The 15686-nt window shown below is 62.3% G+C and carries 15 protein-coding genes; 6 read left to right on the top strand and 9 right to left on the bottom strand.

Going from position 1 to position 15686, the window contains the following annotated elements:
• The first annotated feature begins 56 nt into the window (after positions 1 to 56).
• The 5 genes from ACM0O9_RS08375 to ACM0O9_RS08355 all read left to right on the top strand — a co-directional run bounded on the left by ACM0O9_RS08375 (position 57) and on the right by ACM0O9_RS08355 (position 5737).
• Positions 57 to 950 (top strand): LysR family transcriptional regulator ArgP, encoded by an 894-nt coding sequence (locus ACM0O9_RS08375; RefSeq protein WP_065196521.1) that lies wholly within the window; start codon positions 57 to 59, stop codon positions 948 to 950.
• Positions 951 to 1028: 78 nt separating this feature from the next.
• Positions 1029 to 2435, top strand: a complete 1407-nt coding sequence (locus ACM0O9_RS08370; RefSeq protein ID WP_414603944.1) for a TolC family protein — start codon at positions 1029 to 1031, stop codon at positions 2433 to 2435.
• Positions 2428 to 3441, top strand: coding sequence for an HlyD family secretion protein (locus tag ACM0O9_RS08365; protein WP_414603945.1), 1014 nt, complete (start codon positions 2428 to 2430; stop codon positions 3439 to 3441). The genes ACM0O9_RS08370 and ACM0O9_RS08365 overlap by 8 nt, the downstream gene beginning before the upstream one ends.
• Entirely contained in the window at positions 3426 to 4613 is a 1188-nt protein-coding gene (locus ACM0O9_RS08360) for an ABC transporter permease (RefSeq protein WP_414603946.1), read from the top strand. Before ACM0O9_RS08365 ends, ACM0O9_RS08360 begins: the two co-directional genes overlap by 16 nt.
• On the top strand, positions 4610 to 5737 hold the full coding sequence (locus ACM0O9_RS08355) for an ABC transporter permease (RefSeq protein ID WP_235649739.1): 1128 nt from the start codon (positions 4610 to 4612) through the stop codon (positions 5735 to 5737). The genes ACM0O9_RS08360 and ACM0O9_RS08355 overlap by 4 nt, the downstream gene beginning before the upstream one ends.
• A gap of 44 nt (positions 5738 to 5781) precedes the next feature.
• On the opposite strand, the gene ACM0O9_RS08350 is transcribed toward ACM0O9_RS08355, so the two are convergent.
• From ACM0O9_RS08350 to ACM0O9_RS08330, 5 genes are all read right to left on the bottom strand, one after another.
• A complete protein-coding gene (locus ACM0O9_RS08350; RefSeq protein WP_495495883.1) occupies positions 5782 to 7272 on the bottom strand; it encodes a hypothetical protein in 1491 nt (496 codons plus the stop codon).
• Between the two features lie 27 nt (positions 7273 to 7299).
• The gene (locus ACM0O9_RS08345) at positions 7300 to 7668 is read right to left on the bottom strand and encodes a glycine zipper 2TM domain-containing protein (RefSeq protein ID WP_005415760.1); all 369 of its coding nucleotides are present in this window, start codon (positions 7666 to 7668) and stop codon (positions 7300 to 7302) included.
• Between the two features lie 165 nt (positions 7669 to 7833).
• Positions 7834 to 10056 carry a methyl-accepting chemotaxis protein gene (locus ACM0O9_RS08340; protein ID WP_235649737.1) on the bottom strand — a complete coding sequence of 741 codons (2223 nt, stop codon included), beginning with the start codon at positions 10054 to 10056 and terminating at the stop codon, positions 7834 to 7836.
• Between the two features lie 600 nt (positions 10057 to 10656).
• On the bottom strand, positions 10657 to 11544 hold the full coding sequence (locus tag ACM0O9_RS08335; protein WP_414603947.1) for a hypothetical protein: 888 nt from the start codon (positions 11542 to 11544) through the stop codon (positions 10657 to 10659).
• Between the two features lie 180 nt (positions 11545 to 11724).
• Positions 11725 to 12204 carry a hypothetical protein gene (locus ACM0O9_RS08330; RefSeq protein ID WP_235649735.1) on the bottom strand — a complete coding sequence of 160 codons (480 nt, stop codon included), beginning with the start codon at positions 12202 to 12204 and terminating at the stop codon, positions 11725 to 11727.
• 29 nt (positions 12205 to 12233) lie between these two features.
• On the opposite strand from ACM0O9_RS08330, the gene ACM0O9_RS08325 reads away from it, so the two are divergent.
• Positions 12234 to 12425: a hypothetical protein gene (locus ACM0O9_RS08325; RefSeq protein WP_065196529.1), complete on the top strand. Its 192-nt coding sequence runs from the start codon at positions 12234 to 12236 to the stop codon at positions 12423 to 12425.
• Positions 12426 to 12443: 18 nt separating this feature from the next.
• Here the strand turns inward: ACM0O9_RS08325 and ACM0O9_RS08320 are convergent, their stop codons facing one another.
• The 4 genes from ACM0O9_RS08320 to ACM0O9_RS08305 all read right to left on the bottom strand — a co-directional run bounded on the left by ACM0O9_RS08320 (position 12444) and on the right by ACM0O9_RS08305 (position 15232).
• Positions 12444 to 12788 carry a DUF596 domain-containing protein gene (locus ACM0O9_RS08320; protein WP_065196596.1) on the bottom strand — a complete coding sequence of 115 codons (345 nt, stop codon included), beginning with the start codon at positions 12786 to 12788 and terminating at the stop codon, positions 12444 to 12446.
• A gap of 674 nt (positions 12789 to 13462) precedes the next feature.
• Complete coding sequence (gene cdiI / locus ACM0O9_RS08315; protein WP_141239355.1) at positions 13463 to 13834, bottom strand: ribonuclease toxin immunity protein CdiI; 372 nt, start codon at positions 13832 to 13834, stop codon at positions 13463 to 13465.
• Positions 13835 to 14305: 471 nt separating this feature from the next.
• Positions 14306 to 14710 (bottom strand): Cdi1I family immunity protein, encoded by a 405-nt coding sequence (locus tag ACM0O9_RS08310; protein ID WP_235649734.1) that lies wholly within the window; start codon positions 14708 to 14710, stop codon positions 14306 to 14308.
• Positions 14711 to 14983: 273 nt separating this feature from the next.
• Positions 14984 to 15232, bottom strand: a complete 249-nt coding sequence (locus ACM0O9_RS08305; RefSeq protein WP_134955893.1) for a hypothetical protein — start codon at positions 15230 to 15232, stop codon at positions 14984 to 14986.
• Between the last annotated feature and the right edge of the window lie 454 nt (positions 15233 to 15686).

The raw sequence follows: 15686 nt of genomic DNA, 5'->3' as shown, positions 1-15686 counted from the left end.
GTTTAGACAATCTGATTTTTCTTTATCCTGTGCAGGAAAACTGAAGGGGCACCGGCATGGATCTGGTACATCCACAATTGGCCGCATTCGCTGCGGTGCTGGAAGAAGGCAGCTTCGAGGCTGCGGCACGCCGCCTGTCGATCAGCCCATCAGCACTGTCGCAACGGATCAAGGCGCTGGAAGACAGGCTCGGGCAGGTCCTGGTGGTGCGCCAGGCACCCTGCCGACCGACTGCTGCGGGGGAAGCGCTGCTGCGCCGGGTACGCCCGATGCAGGCACTGGAAGCCGAGGCGCTGGCCGAGCTGCTACCCGAGCGTGGCAACGACGCTACGCGTACGCCCATCCCCCTGGCGGTCAACGACGACTCGCTTGATACCTGGTTCGTGCCCGCCATCGCTGACCTGCACCAGCGCCATGGCTACCTGTTCGACCTGCGCATGGACGACCAGGACCACACCCTGCAGTTGCTGCGCGATGGCAGCGTGCTCGGCGCAGTGACCGCCGAAAGCCAGCCGGTGAAGGGCTGCAACGTGCACCCGCTCGGCGCCATGCGTTACCACGCGATCGCTTCGCCCGGCTTCGCCCGCCAATACTTCAACGATGGCATGCAGGCCGCGGCCCTGGCGCGCGCACCGATGCTGGTGTTCAACCGCAAGGATGAACTGCAATGGCGCTTCGTGCGGCGCCTGACCCGCGCGCGACTGCAGCCGCCGCTACACTACCTGCCCTCTTCCACCGGTTTCGTCGAAGCCGCCGCGTGCGGACTCGGTTGGGGCATGGCCCCGGAAACCCTGGTCGCGCCCGCCGTGCGCGCCGGCCGCGTGGTGGTACTGGAACCCCGCCGCTGGCTGGATGTGCCGCTGTACTGGCAACATGCCGCCGTGCGCTCAAGCACGCTGCAGCACATCACCCAGGCGCTGCGCACTGCAGCCAGCGGCACCCTTCGTTGAGGACAATCCGATGACCGCAGACTCGGGCTTCACGCCGCGCGCACTACCGTTTGCGCACTTCTTTACCACTGGGACGGCATGCGCGTGATCGGCCGACGTACAAGGATGCACCGCGCGAAGGCCGCGCTGGCGCTGGTGCTGGCGACCTGCCTGCCAACCGCTGCGTCCGCGCAGAACAGCAACGACACCCCCGCATTGGACTGGGAACAGGCACGCCAACGCCTGGAGCAGGTCTCCGATGCGCTGGCGGCGGCTGATGCAGCGGTACGCAACAAGCAGGACCTGCAGGACGCCACGCGCCTGCTGCGCCTGCCGGAGATCACCGGCGAAGTACGCCGCCTGCAGTTCCAGAAGACCCTGACCCTGCCACTGGGTTCGCTGGCGCCCGTGGCTGAAGCCTTCGGTATCGATTCGCCGCTGTCGTTCACCGAGCGCGACTGGCGTACACGCCCGGTAGTGACCGCGATGCTGCCGCTGTACACCGGCGGCGTGATCCCGGCCGCGCAACGTGCGGCCAGCGCCGCCCATGAGCAGGCCAACGCCGAGCGCGAGGCACAGCGCCAATCATTGACCGTGCAGCTGGCCCAGGCCTACTTCGGCCAGCGCCTGGCCGAGCAGGCGGTGGACGTGCGCCGCGACGTACGCGACGGCCTCAACCGCCACCTGTCCGATGCAGAAAAGCTGGAGCGCGAGGGCTTCGCCACCCGCGCCCAGCGCCTGCAGGCCACCGTGGCCCGCGACAAGGCCGAGCGTGAGTACCAGAAGACAGTGAACGACCTGGCCACGCTGAAGGCCGCGCTGGCCACGCTGCTGCGCAGTGGTGGCGAGGTGCAGCCGGTGTCGCCGCTGTTCGTGCAGCGCGTGCCGATGGAACCGGTGGCCAGCTTCGAGCGCACGGCGCAGGCGCGCCAGCCGCAGATCGCGCGCTTGCGCGCGATGGTGGCGCAGGCCGAACAGGGCGTGCGCGTGCAGCAGGCCAAGCTGAAGCCGCAGATCTTCGCCTTCGGCCAGTACGACTTCCGTCGCCGCGACGAGATGCTGACCGACCCGGACTGGGCGTTCGGCATCGGCCTGAAGTACACCTTCCTGTCGCCGAACTCGCGGCCGGCGCAGATCAGCGCCGCGCGTGCGCAGCAGGACCAGGCCGAAGCGGGCCTGCGCGAGGCCGAGAACCAGGTCGCACTGGGCGTGCGCAAGGCCTGGAACGAACTTGAGACCGCGCGCCAGCAGTTCGTGCTGCTCGACAGCAGCATCGCCCAGGCACAGGAAAACCTGCGCCTGCAGGAGCTGGCATTCCGCGAAGGCCAGGCCACCTCGCTGGATGTGATCGATGCGCGGCTCGGCCTGGGCGGCGCCCGTGTCGAGCGCGCACAGGCCGCCTACCAATACGACATTGCGCTGGCACAGTTGCTGGAGATCAGTGGACAGATGGACCGTTTCGAAGAATTCCGGCGGCGTGCGGACGAGGTGATCGACCATGAGTGATGTGCTGCACGACGATGCGACGACGCCCCCCGGCAAGCGACGGCTGGGACCGATCCTGCTGGTGGTCCTGCTGGTCGCGGTGGTGCTCGGCCTGTGGCTGGCCTGGCGCAGCCCGGCCGACCAGATCCAGGGCATGGCCGATGCGGACACGATCAACGTGGCCGCCAAGATCACCGCGCGCGTGGCCGAGCTGAAGGTGCGCGAGGGCGATCGCGTGCAGCCCGCGCAGGTGCTGTTCCTGCTCGACAGTCCCGAAGTGGCCGCCAAGGAACAGCAGGCGCACGGTGCATTGGCCGCTGCGCAGGCGGTGGCCGACAAGGCCGATGAAGGCGCGCGCAGCGAAGACATCCGTGCCGCCGAAGCGAACTGGAAGCGGGCCGAAGCCGGCGCGACGCTGGCCGAAGCGACCTACCAGCGCGTGCAGAACCTGTTCAACGAAGGGGTGATGACCCGGCAGAAGCGCGATGAAGCGCATGCCCAGGCCACCAGTTCGCGCGAACTGGCCCGCGCCGCCCGCGCGCAGTACGACATGGCATTGGCGGGCGCCCGAGAGCAGGACAAGCGCGCCGCGCAGGGCCAGGTACAGCAGGCGCAGGGCGCGGTGGCCGAGGTCAACGCCGCGCGAGCAGAAGTGGAAGGACGCGCGCCGGTGGCGGGCGAGATCAACAAGCGCATGGCCGATCCGGGCGAGCTGGTGCCAGCCGGCTATCCGGTGTTCACCCTGGTCGACATCGACCGCATGTGGGTGGCGATGAACCTGCGCGAATCGCAGATGCAGGGCCTGAAGGTCGGCAGCAAACTGCAGGGCAGCGTGCCGGCGCTGCGCCTGGATGGTGAGTTCGAGGTCTACTTCATCAATCCGGCCGGCGACTACGCAACCTGGCGTACCACCCGCCAGTCGTCCGGCTATGACGTCCGCAGCTTCGAGGTGCGGGTGCGCCCGGTACGCCGCATCGAGGGCTTCCGCCCCGGCATGAGCGTGCTGTTCGCATGGCCCCAGCACTGAGCCCGGACCGCAACGGCTTCGCCGCTTCGTGGCGGCGCGAGCTGCAGTCGCTGCGCAGCAACCGTGCCGACCTGCTGCTGGTCACCTTGCTGCCACTACTGATGCTGGTCGTGATGGCATGGATGTTCACGCCGTCGGTGATGCGCGATATCCCGATTGCTGTGGTCGACCTTGACCACAGCAGTGACAGCCGCCTGCTGATGCGCATGCTCGACGCAAGTCCCGGCGTACGCGTCGCCAGCCAGCCAGCGGACCTGGAGGACGCACGCTCGCAGTTGCGCCGCCTGGACGTGTTCGCCATCGTGCTGGTACCGCGCGATGTCACCCGCCAGGCGTTGCGTGGACGCCAGGGCACGGTGTTCGCCTATTACAACGCCACCTACATGACCACCGGCCAGTCCGCGGCGCGCGATATCGGCGACGCGGTTTCCGCATGGAACGCACGCCTGCTGCGCGAGCGCATCGGCCTGCAGGTCGGCCCGGGCAAGCTGCGCGCGGCGCCGATCGCGGTGCAGTCGGACATCCTCTACAACCCGGCGCGCAGCTACGAATTGTTCCTGCTGCCACTGATCTTCCCGGCGGTGCTGTCACTGGTACTGGCACTTGCGGTGGCCGGCAGCCTCGGCCGCGAGATCCGAGATGGCACCCTGCCCGCCTGGTTGGCTCGCACGCCGTGGTCGGCGATCGCCGGCAAGGTCGCGCCGCACCTCCTGCTGTTCTCGCTGTATGGCGCGCTCGGCATCGGCTACCTGGCCTGGCTGCGCGGCGATGGTGTGGCCGGCAGCGTACTCCTGCTGCTGCTCGCACAGCCGTTGTTCTACCTGGCCACGGCCGCCTACGCGCTGTTCTTCGTCGGCGTCACCCGCGACATGGGCACCGCGTTGTCTGCGGTCGGTCTGAGCATCGGCACCGCACTGGCGTTCTCCAGCGCTACTTTCCCGGTACTGGACGGGCCGTTGTTTACCCGCGTCTGGCACCAGCTGCTGCCATTGAGCGCCTACATCAAGCTGCAGACCCAGCAGCAGTTCATCGGCGCGCCGCTGCAGGTTTCGGCATGGCCGCTGGCTACGCTGCTGTTGATGACGGTGGTGGCCGGTGGCATCGGCGGCCTGCGCCTGATCGCCTTTGCACGCACGCCCGCCGCCGCACAATCCGCAGGGGCTGACGCATGAGCATGCTCTGGCGCAGCCTGCGGCAGACCCTGATGGCGGTGCTGTGCGACCGCTACGCGATCGTGGTGATGGTCGGTGCGGTGATCCTGTATTCGTTCTTCTATCCAGCCGCCTATCGGCACCAGGTGGCCGGCAACCTGCCGGTGCTGGTGGTGGACGATGACCACAGCGCGACCAGCCGCGAGCTGCTGCGCAAGCTCGACGCACTGCGCGTTGCGCGCGTGGTCGGGCAACCGGCGGACGTCGACAGCGCACGCCAGCAGCTCGAAGCCGGCCACGCCGAAGGCATCGTCGTGATCCCGGCCAACCTGGAGCGCGACATCCTGCGCGGCCATCCGGCCAAGCTGGTATTGCTTGGCAACGGTGCCTACCTGGGCCGCGCCAGCTGGGTGCTGGGCAGCGTAGCTGATGCGCTGGGTGCGTTCGGGCGTGATGCGGTGGTCGGCCAGGCCGCCTTCATGGGTGCGCCGCAGGCACCGCCGGTCATCCTGGTGCAGCGCCCGCTGTACAACACGCAGGAAGGCTATGGCAGCGCCATCGTGCCCGGCGTGGCCGAGCTGATCGTGCACCAGACGCTGTTGATGGGCATCGGTGTTCTGCTCGGCGGCCGCCGCCTCGCACTGGGCCGGCGCCTGCGCTTCGACCTGCCGGCGCTGGCCGGCATGGCGTTGGGCTTCGGCCTGATCGGCCTGTTCGGCCTGTTCTGGTACGCCGGTTTCACTGCCTGGGTGCAGGACTATCCACGCGGCGGCAACCCGATGGGCCAGCTGCTGGGCGGCACCTTGTTCATCGCCACCACCGTGGCCTTCGGCCTGTTCGTCGGCAGCTTCTTCCGCACCCGCGAGCGCGCCTTCCAGTACATCATCGCCACCTCCATCCCGCTGTTTTTCCTGGCCAACCTGTCATGGCCGGCGGTGATGACGCCGCAACCGCTGGTCTGGCTGGCACAGCTGCTGCCGACCACCTCGGGCATCAATCTGATGGTGCGCCTGAACCAGATGGACGCCCGCCTGGCCGACGTCAGCCACGAACTGATCACCCTCACCGTCCTGCTGCTGCTCTACGGCAGCCTCGCCTCCTGGCGCCTCCTCGCCAAAAAGGGGACGGAGGGAATTAAGTCGTAAGCGGCCAGTTCAAGCGGCGCGGCATGGCCGCTTTGATCCATCGTTTATGGATCCGGGGCATACCAGAACGGGATGCGGAACGCGCGGCGCCGTCCGGCCCCCCGCTCGCCGCCTGCAGCATTCCACACCAGTTCCAGGTCATGGCGTCCGGGTGCGAGCCCCCGGGTAGGCAGGTACCCCACCAGGCCGCGCATATCCAGGTCACGCCGCTCCATGGGCACGAAGCCATGCAGGTCGACCGGGGTGCCGTCCAGCTTGACCTGCCAGAGCCGGGAAAGGCACTCCACTGCGGCATTGGCGGCCTGTTGCCCGGTGGCCTCATTGCGCGCGTCCGGAAGTGCGGTGCAATGCTGGCGCGCCAGCGGATTGTCGCGTTGAGGGCGATGCGGAATGAACAAACGAAGCTGCGCACCGCTGAACGTGTCCGACGGGATCATCGGGTACGGCAGCAGCTGGTCATGCGCCGAACGCATCGATTCGTAATGCGCACTCAGCATGCCGTGCTCAACCGCCGCTTCGGTGACGATCTGGTAACGGTTGAACAGCGAGAACTTCAACGACGCCATCACCTGCACGGCCGCCAGCAGCATCGCTACCAGCACCGCGAACAGGTAGGCCGCCATGAACGAACGCGAGCGCAGGTTGCTCTGCATGGTCAGCTGCATGGTCTGCATCAGGCGCAACAGCGGAACCCGTTGCAGTGCCGCCAGCATGCCCTGCAGCAGTCGCTGCGGTCGCTCATGGGGCTGCCCGCGCTCCTGCCGCCGCGCCACGATCTTCTCCAGGATCCCGGGGGTAACAGCCAGCGCCAACATTGCGGCCAGCACGGTGCACAGGGCGAGCATGGCGACATGATCGGCGCCGCCGGACAGCGCGCCGATCACCATCGACACACCAAGCGTCAGGACGGCCAATACCAGAGTGCCCGCCAATGTCTGTACGGCAAGCAGGGTGGTCGAGAACAGCATCGTCGCCAGCCGGTCGGCACGTTCGATGCTGCCATCGAGGCCTCCGTCCCGGGCCTGCAGGAAGGCGCGCGTGACCGCCCCCATTCTTGGCAGGCGGTCCCAGTCAATGCCATCGGGGAAATGCGACCTGAGGCCGATCAGCCCGATCCAGTAGCCGCGCACCGTGAGGTGGATGATCAAGGCCACTGCCAGCACATAGCACATGCCGACACTGATGCTGAAACCGAACCAGAGCATCTGGAAGTACATGCCTTCGGTGTGCAGGCTGCTGCGCGCCCAGGCGTCGAACAGATAACCCGGCACGGCCAGCAGCGCGAACGCCAGCAGGCCCGAAATGAAGAGCTCGAGTTCATCGGTGCGATCACGCACCCGATGGGGATGGGCAGTCGCTTCCGGTATCGGGTCATGCCTTGCGAGCGGTGCCGGTTGGGGAGCTGGAGCCGATTCGTTCACTGGACATTCATCCGTTGAGTCGGCGCAGTATAGGCACGACGCCGGAGTCAGCGATACAGGTCCGGAACGAAGAACGCCGGCGCGGGGCCGGCGTTCGAGTACTGCGATGTGCAAGGGGGGACGGGCGCTGTCGGCAACCGATCAACGATAGACGCGCTCGCAACGGCGCTCGACCACGCGGTCGCCGTTCTTCTGCTGGCTGTTGCCCTGGATCTGGCGACCGGCCGCACCACCGGCCACAGCACCGGCCACGGTAGCGAGCTTCTTGCCATTGCCGCCGCCCACCTGGTTGCCCAGCAGGCCGCCGATCACCGCGCCGGTGGCCGTACCGGCGATGCGGTTCGGATCGCGCGAGTTGCGCTGCACTTCCACGTTCTTGCAGACCACGCGGCTGCCGTCGTTGAACTTGCGTCCCTCATCGCGCGGCCCATACGTCTGCGCGCCGGCCACCGACGAAGCCGCCAGCAGGGTGCCCAGCACAAGCAATCGGGTCGAGGTCTTCATGGCCATCTCCTGAGTTCCGGTATGGCGCAAGTGTCCTCCCGCGGTTGGCAACCCAAGGTGAAATGCGCGTGTCCGCCACCTCATCGGCCATCGCGCGTTCAGGAAGAAAATCCGCGCCCATCACGATCAGCCATCGTGATGGGCGCCGTCTCCCTACCGGCGTGCCACGTTCTAGAACTCTTCCCAACCACCGGCATTGGCCGCCAGTGTCGGTTCGATGCGGGGTGAAAGCGCAGCGGGCCGGCGTACCGGGGTGACCGTCGCAGCTACCGCTGCCAATGCGGGGCGTACCACCGCCGCTGCCGTCGCCGCACCCGTGCGGAACACCGAAACCGCCTCAGCCAGCAGGTTGGCCTGCTCTTCCATCGAGCGTGCCGCTGCACTGGCCTCTTCCACCAGCGCCGCATTCTGCTGCGTGGTCTCATCCATCTGCACCACAGCCTGGTTCACCTGCTCGATGCCCGAGCTCTGCTCCTGCGATGCGGCGGAGATATCAGCCATGATGTCGGTCACGCGCTGCACCGACGCCACGATCTCGCCCATCGTGGTGCCTGCCTGGCGGACCAGCGCCGATCCATCGGCGACCTTGCCGACCGAGTCCTCGATCAGGCCCTTGATCTCCTTGGCCGCACCGGCCGAGCGCTGTGCCAGCGTGCGCACCTCACTGGCCACCACCGCAAAGCCCCTGCCCTGCTCGCCTGCACGCGCGGCTTCCACCGCCGCGTTCAAGGCCAGGATGTTGGTCTGGAAGGCGATGCCGTCGATGACACTGATGATCTCGGCGATCTTCTTCGACGAGGCTTCGATGGCCGACATCGTGGTGACCACCTGGCCGACCACCTCGCCGCCCTGCGAGGCGACACCGTGCGCGCCGATGGCGAGCTGATTGGCCTGGCGTGCATGCTCGGCGTTCTGCTTCACGGTGGAGGTCAGTTCCTCCATCGATGCTGCGGTCTCTTCCAGGTTTGCCGCCTGCTGTTCGGTACGCCGCGACAGATCGGTGTTGCCCGAGGCAATCTCGCCTGCTGCCAGGTTGATGCTGGACGCACTGGACTGGATGCGGCCGACAATCTGCTTGAGCTGATCGACGGTGGCATTGCAGTCATCGCGCATGCGGGCGAACACGCCGTGGAAATCACCTTGCATGCGTACGGTGAGGTCACCGCGCGAAATCGCCTGCAGCAGCGTCGACACCTGCACCAGGTTCTCGTCCGTGGTCTGCATCAGGCGATTGAGTCCAGCCACCATGTCGCGGAAATCGTAGGCGAAGCGATCTTCATCGCCGCGCAGGCTGAAGTCGCCCGCCGCCGCGGCCGTCGCCAGCCGGCGGATCTCGCCGTTGATCGCCGACAGGCTGGTCTTGGTCTCGTCCATTGCCTGGGTGATCGCCGCCTTCTCGCCCGGCAGCGGATCCATGTCCACCGACAGGTCGCCACGGGCGTAATGCTTCATCACTTCGATCAGCCGGTTCTGCACTTGCACGTGCGAGCCGACCAGCGCATTCGTCTCGTGCACCATGCGCCCGTAGTCGCCGGGGAAGGCACTCTCGTCCATGCGATAGCTGAGGCTGCCGGCATCGTGCTGACGGGCCAACTCGCCCTGCGCCGCCATCACCGACTGCAACTGCGCCTGCATGCGCTGCATCGACCTGAGCAGCTGCGTCACCTCATCGTTGCCGGACGCGTCGATGCTGTTGTCCAGCCGCCCGTTGGCGATGCCGTCGGCCAGCTTCACCGCACCTTCCAGCGGGCGGGTCAGGCTGCGAGTGATGGCCCACGCGGCCAGCGAGCCCAGTATCAGGCTCAGCACGCCGAACACGATCGACAGCGTGCCGGTCCAGGATTCGGTTGAACGGTATTCCTCGCGGCTGCGCGCGGTCAGTGTCTCCTGATGCCGCAGCAGGGTCGAGATCGTCTCATTCCATGCGGTCGCCAGGCCGTGCTCGGCGAGCAGTTCCTTGGCCGCACCTTCGAAATCACCGGCCTTCATGCGCTCGTGCAGATGCTGGGTGGAGGCGTCGGTGGCCTTGCGTGCCGCGTCGATTTTCGCAACCAGGCTATCGCCGGTGGCGTCGCGCGGAATCTTGATGTACTTGGCCCAGATACCGTCGTAGGTCTGCGACAGCTCCTGCGCCTTCTGATAATCCTTGTCGAAATCCTCGCCGCGCTTGATCACCATCAGCCGGCGATGCATCAGCACCGCGTTGTTGGTATCCAGCATCTCGTTCAACAGCCGCATCTTCACCATATTTACGTCCACCACTTTCGAGAACTGGGCAGACTTCAGATGGTTTCCGTACAGCGCCAGGCCGACGATGGCCACGATGAACAGCAGCAGCAAACCGAACCCGGCCCCCAGCCGGGATCCCACACGGAGGTTGCGTAAGGCGAGCATCTCAATTCCCTTGATCATGGCCGTACGATCGATGGCGGCGCAGGCAGGGGAAACTTTATGGGTCGATATTATTATATCGATCTAAAACTCTGGAACTGTGCAGACAGGTGTGAAATAGGACGACTCACGAGGGCTTTCTATCCATAAGGTATATCGCCACGGGTAGCGAGATGGGATCAGACAGGGACCTGCCAGCCCGTTGCGCGGCATTACGGGGTAGCTGGCCCCGGGAAGACCAGATCCTTCCCGAGCCTTGCCGCATAGACGCTCTCGAACTGGAAAGAGAGCACAAACCGGAACTCGCACGCCGCGGCGTAACGCTTGATGAAGTGGCAGATTTCCTCCCAGGCGCTTTCAAACCTGCACGCGCGGAAATGGAACGAACCCAGCAGGCCCACCTGCCACGAGGCCTAATCCCTTCCGCTACGACAGCTTCCGGCGGGTCGACGATGCCGAACCCGAAGCCGGTGTTGGATGCTGGAAGATATCCACGCAGACCGTCAGTACCGTCGGAGTACTCGGCCTGGATCGAATCCAGAGCGTGCAGCACGGCAGCCAGATCTGCACCGGCTTCGACTTCGAGAAACAGCGAAATGCTCATTACCTGCGCAAGCCGATGAGGGTATGCCTGTTGAAGAACCGCATCTTCCCCTCGATCGTGAAGTCCGTGCGCCTGATCTCGCCCAGCATCATCTCGCGCTGCTCCTCGCTCAACGTGCACGGCTCCAAAACATTGGCCTCCAGCACTCGCCCCGGGGGCGCCAGTCGCAGCTCGACAATGCAGGCATTGCCCTCGATGGGGACACCTGCTGGCCACGCCGTCATTGTGATCGCACGCATTTGCTCCTGGTACGCCACCCGCTCTGCTTCCTCCATCTGCGGGTCCGGCAGATACGGCGGGTTCGCCGCCACGTGCACAGCAGACTGCGTGGGCGTTGGCTCTGATATCGAACCAACGATCAGTTTGATCAGGGTGTTCTGTGAGGCCGTTACCGCCAAGGCGATCACCAGAGTGGTGTAGCTGACACCACCAGCCTTCTGCAGCTCAAGGTGCCGCCGATGTGCCCCGCGATGCTCGGCATCAACCTTGCGGACAATCCTTCGGCAATGCGCTAGGTACAGCGGATTCGCCAGGATTCCTGCAAGTACGCGAAACACCACGAAGGAGAGCAAGGACAACCATGGCAGCCCCAGCAGCACGAAGGTGGTCATCAGCAACGGCGAAAGGATGAACCAGATCGCGCCCCACGCATGCATGCGCCGGAAGAAGAACCAGAGCGACGAGAACAGGAATGCCGGCCAGTTCCAGCGCCTTGGCGCCCCGCCGCTTGCTTCGTACAGCCTCCAGTGACGGAGATAGGCGCGGAACCTGTCACCTACCACGATCGCCAGTGCTTCCTTCTCGCTCAACCCATCTGAGGTTGCATCTGTGCTCTGCACCGCTTCACCGACGGCGCTGCCGAAGGTGGGTTCAATCCTTACTTTCATTATCCTCTATCCAAACTCGCCACGAAACTAAACCTTGCTCCAGGCAGGCTCCTCTGTCACCTCAACATGAGGCCTACTGCGGCCGGCAAGAATCTCGACTTCGAATTCACAACCGAATTCAAGATCCTCTTGCATCGCCCGCCCCACCCCATTCAATCGCTATTGCCATCAGAGAAGCCGCTACCCAAACCCCTGCGACCTAACCTTTCCAACCGACTCCATCCACTCAACCCAGACAGCGGCATCATTCAGGCAACTGGAATCATTTAAAGGCGACGTGAGACGCCCAATAACTTCGAACAGTGGAAGACCCTCACCGGATCGATCAAAAATCGCCTCGAGGAATACCAGCATTACTGAGAACGAATTCAGCAACGTCAAACACCCACCCGATGAACTCATTCGTGCGACACAGAATTCAGCATTAAGTGCGCCCCCAGCGGTGTTGACCTCTGCAAACGCGTCGCGCCAGTCATCCCACATTACCGGATCGTTGGGCAGGTCATCTGCCCACAAAAAAGAGCGCGCCGAAGATAATAGATCAACAAGAGCGTCCTGATTACTACCCCTATCCAAATAATTTTGCAGGAAAACGCACATCAACACATATGCAGCCTGAACAGAAATTTCTTTGAAATCTCCCATATCACCAACACTCATCCCGCCCCCTCTCTTCTGAACCGGCTCACATGCGCACTGCAAACACCATTGGCAATCAGCTGGCTGGTGGCCGTCACCGTACCTGCGGCAGCCGCCGTCGCCTGCCTGTCCATCAGCAAAGTGCTTGCATCAGCAATGCCTTCACCGCGCGCTGCGCTGGTATCGATGTTGACGCCCAGCTCAGCCGCCAACATCTGTTTGCCATCGATGGTGAGGTGTGATCGATTTGGACTGGAATGCTACGTCCAATGCTCACGGCCATCTGCGCCAATCCAAACCAAGCCCGCCGGAGCATCGATCAAGAACCAAAGGCCGAATCCATCAATATCATCTTCGCCAGGACTCTCAAGCCATGCCTTTGAGATGAACAACAATTGTTCCCGCCAGTCACCCTCCAAGGTCCTCCCGTCCGATGCGAGTTTTACTTTCCGCTCTCTCAGCAAACGCCCCATCAACTCGAAGAACGCGCCCCTCCTTCCAGAAATCCCAACATCCCCCATCTCCATCGTCATGTGCTGCCAGACGGCACCAAGAGACAACCCAAACGAAGAATTCATCACTGCAGAATAGACTTCATCCCTCATTCTAGCCTCACCCCTACTTGCCCCCATTACCTATCGACTTGTCCCGCACATCAGTCGCCCAACTCGCACCAGATTGCGCTCGCCTGATCCCCTGCGTGGAAGTTGTTCTCAAACAAGTTCCTGGCAATCCTCACATTCAACACGGTCCCCGCCAGATCCTGCCCGACAACCCACCCGCCAGCGCTCCCACCGCTTTAGAGAGCGCCAGAACCGCCTCCGTTTGAATCATCGAACAGTCCAAGCTCTCCGGGCCACGAACCCATACTTGTACGAAACAGCCGCATTCACAAACGCCTGACACGCAGGGCTCGCCGAGTTCGCTGTACAAACCGAGAGCAGCTCACAGTCCATTCGCTCCGACAGTTGCTTGGCAACGTCACGCACCATCTTTTGGCATGACGTGTCGCTGCCATACTCGTCGAGTTGCTGCTTCATTACTCGAGCTTGATCCTCAGCAAGGAAGTTATTCTCAACCGAGTTCTTGGCAATCCCCGCATTCAACGCGATCCCGGCCAAATCCTACCCTAAAGCACCCAATAAGTTTCTGGCGATGGCACAGGCACAGCGAGCTCGCCAGTAATGCGTAAGCAGACGGCTCATCAGCGATGGCAACAGCGCCAGCCACAGCGCCCGCATCAACGATGCTGCAATCATCAGCAGGGCCGCAGTCTGGATTAGCCATTTCCCAGCTCATTCCGGCACAGCATTGAGCGAACGTACTCAGCCGATCCCGGAGTTCTTTCTATATACTTGAGACATGCCATACCCAGGTATCGACTAAACTCTTCATCACTAACAATCACAACGTCCGGGTCATACTTGAGCCCATATGAAAATTCCACCCCAGAAAAGTGATCATCCACGTCGAAGCTACTATTATCTGGGAATCTACAGTCAACATCATCGGTGCCAAAACCCCAGCCCCTTGATAAACACTCGAGCATCTGAATAAACACTCCCGAAGAATAAATCCAATCAAAGTAAGCAAAAACCACCCAATCAGAATCCCTCTTATCCATCCAAGATCCAAACAACTGATCACTCATACCAACCTCACTTAGGGTGGAAATTTTTAACTACACCGGCATCATCGATGTACACAACGAAAGAGACGCCTCCCGCATTGGACTCATATATCCTCTTCCCCGCAGCAACAGCGTCCTTGTAACCCTTCACAGCAGCTTCCTGGCCGAGCACCAAAACCTTCCTATCTGACATTATAGGATGCGATCATCGGTCGCCGTGGCACCACGCAACGCGGTATCGCCCCCGGCGTTCATCGAGATGTTATTGCGCGCCCCGCATCTTCTGCAGGCGATCATTGGGATTTCGAGCCGCGTCGACGTTGATGATCGGATCGATCAACCGGGACTTCGCCCCCCCACCCGTAGAACCGATCCCACTCAGCTTCACGTAGTACCCAACCCTTGTGAATCACCCTTGCCGCAATCGCCAGTGGTTGAAATCCCCTAAGAGATCAAGCCTAAGCCCTCACGGAGCGGCGATTCCCTTCCAGATCAGACAATGGAACTCCCCAAAGGGCCGCGCGCATCATCAGTGAAAAATCTAGTGTCCAGATCCTGCGCCGGCTCCATCCCTCCAAACACAGTGCGCGCTTCACTTAGCAACTTCAATTGCTGGAAATGCCTATGGAGTATGGGCATGGCCACGGCAACATCCGACCAATCCATCTCGAATGAGAAATCTATACTTACCGTTCTGTCGAATCTAAAGACGCGAATCAGCAACGCAGGAATATGAACGGCGAATTCCAGCCTAAAACCATTGATCTCCTGGATCATGCAAGAACTGCACGGGAAGTCATCGACATTTCCCGCAAGCCAGTCGCCAACCGCTATCGGCTCGCCATCCAGCTCGGTCCGCGAGACGGACTCAGCCGTGCGACCGATCGATTCCAGCACCTAGGACTCGTTGACCCACGGGACGACCTCCATGGCAATCTCAAACGAGTCACTCATCAATAAACCCTCTCCGATTCCGTCAGCGACCGACTGGGTTAAGACCCTCGTCCATGTTTCGGATTCATTTTTCTTCGATCCGCCCCCCAGCAGCACTTAGATCTACGGACTGAAATAGCTACCATCTTCCAGCTTCCAGACAAAACCGCCAGGAACCCAGCCATATCCAGGCTTGGCAACCCAGAACATGTCCGGATCTCAGTCCAACTCAGGCGGTCAAGCCGCCATGAAACGCTCAATCTGCTCATTAACGGCACCGCCCCAAAAACCATTCACATCTTCGAGCCTAGCCCTCCCTTCACTTAAAACAGCACCCGACCCCCATCGGAAGAACTGCCTCCTCTCTTCAAGCGAAAGACCGGGAAGATAGTCAAAACAATTCCACCAGATCACATCAACATCAAGAAGCCCCACACTACCAATAAATCCCCTTACATCAAGACCATCCAACCAATCATTAATCACTTTAACTTAATCTACACTTTCTCAGTCTAACGCTCATTTGGTGAAATTTTATCCACGGTCCACTTCGCGCCAGTGACATTACTCAAGCTAGAACGATTTATTAAGCCCATACTCACACCATCCTTTCTAATGAGATTACTGCAGATACACTCAAAGATGACAGGAATCGCATGCAATCTACAGCTAAGAAATCCCGAAAGACTCAAGCTCCTTCAATGTAATGAATCGAAGCCTTTCACCTCTCAAAGCCGAACCATTCAAGAATTCGCCATAGCCGCATACATCACACTGAAATGCGGGCGTAGAACTGATCAACCCCATATATGCCCGCATATACGCCTCCCCGCAGCGGGAACACACCCTGTCAATCTCGACGGCGACCAACTCCTCCATCAGATCTCTGACAAACTGCGCGACACCGTCATCACTTGCGTTTCTCAACTGGGTCGCACGC

The organism is Stenotrophomonas sp. FR012 (assembly GCF_047520565.2).
Lineage (GTDB): Bacteria > Pseudomonadota > Gammaproteobacteria > Xanthomonadales > Xanthomonadaceae > Stenotrophomonas > Stenotrophomonas sepilia.
The sequence above is the reverse complement of the archived record's forward strand: the minus strand, read 5'-3'. Positions and strand labels throughout refer to the sequence as shown.

What these genes read in the sequence shown, in the direction of transcription:
- ACM0O9_RS08375 (WP_065196521.1), top strand. Translation starts at nt 57, where the DNA reads ATGGATCTGGTACATCCACAATTGGCCGCATTCGCTGCGGTGCTGGAA.
- ACM0O9_RS08370 (WP_414603944.1), top strand. Translation starts at nt 1,029, where the DNA reads ATGCGCGTGATCGGCCGACGTACAAGGATGCACCGCGCGAAGGCCGCG.
- ACM0O9_RS08365 (WP_414603945.1), top strand. Translation starts at nt 2,428, where the DNA reads ATGAGTGATGTGCTGCACGACGATGCGACGACGCCCCCCGGCAAGCGA.
- ACM0O9_RS08360 (WP_414603946.1), top strand. Translation starts at nt 3,426, where the DNA reads ATGGCCCCAGCACTGAGCCCGGACCGCAACGGCTTCGCCGCTTCGTGG.
- ACM0O9_RS08355 (WP_235649739.1), top strand. Translation starts at nt 4,610, where the DNA reads ATGAGCATGCTCTGGCGCAGCCTGCGGCAGACCCTGATGGCGGTGCTG.
- ACM0O9_RS08345 (WP_005415760.1), bottom strand. Translation starts at nt 7,668, where the DNA reads ATGGCCATGAAGACCTCGACCCGATTGCTTGTGCTGGGCACCCTGCTG.
- ACM0O9_RS08340 (WP_235649737.1), bottom strand. Translation starts at nt 10,056, where the DNA reads ATGCTCGCCTTACGCAACCTCCGTGTGGGATCCCGGCTGGGGGCCGGG.
- ACM0O9_RS08335 (WP_414603947.1), bottom strand. Translation starts at nt 11,544, where the DNA reads ATGAAAGTAAGGATTGAACCCACCTTCGGCAGCGCCGTCGGTGAAGCG.
- ACM0O9_RS08330 (WP_235649735.1), bottom strand. Translation starts at nt 12,204, where the DNA reads ATGAGTGTTGGTGATATGGGAGATTTCAAAGAAATTTCTGTTCAGGCT.
- ACM0O9_RS08325 (WP_065196529.1), top strand. Translation starts at nt 12,234, where the DNA reads ATGCGCACTGCAAACACCATTGGCAATCAGCTGGCTGGTGGCCGTCAC.
- ACM0O9_RS08320 (WP_065196596.1), bottom strand. Translation starts at nt 12,788, where the DNA reads ATGAGGGATGAAGTCTATTCTGCAGTGATGAATTCTTCGTTTGGGTTG.
- cdiI (WP_141239355.1), bottom strand. Translation starts at nt 13,834, where the DNA reads ATGAGTGATCAGTTGTTTGGATCTTGGATGGATAAGAGGGATTCTGAT.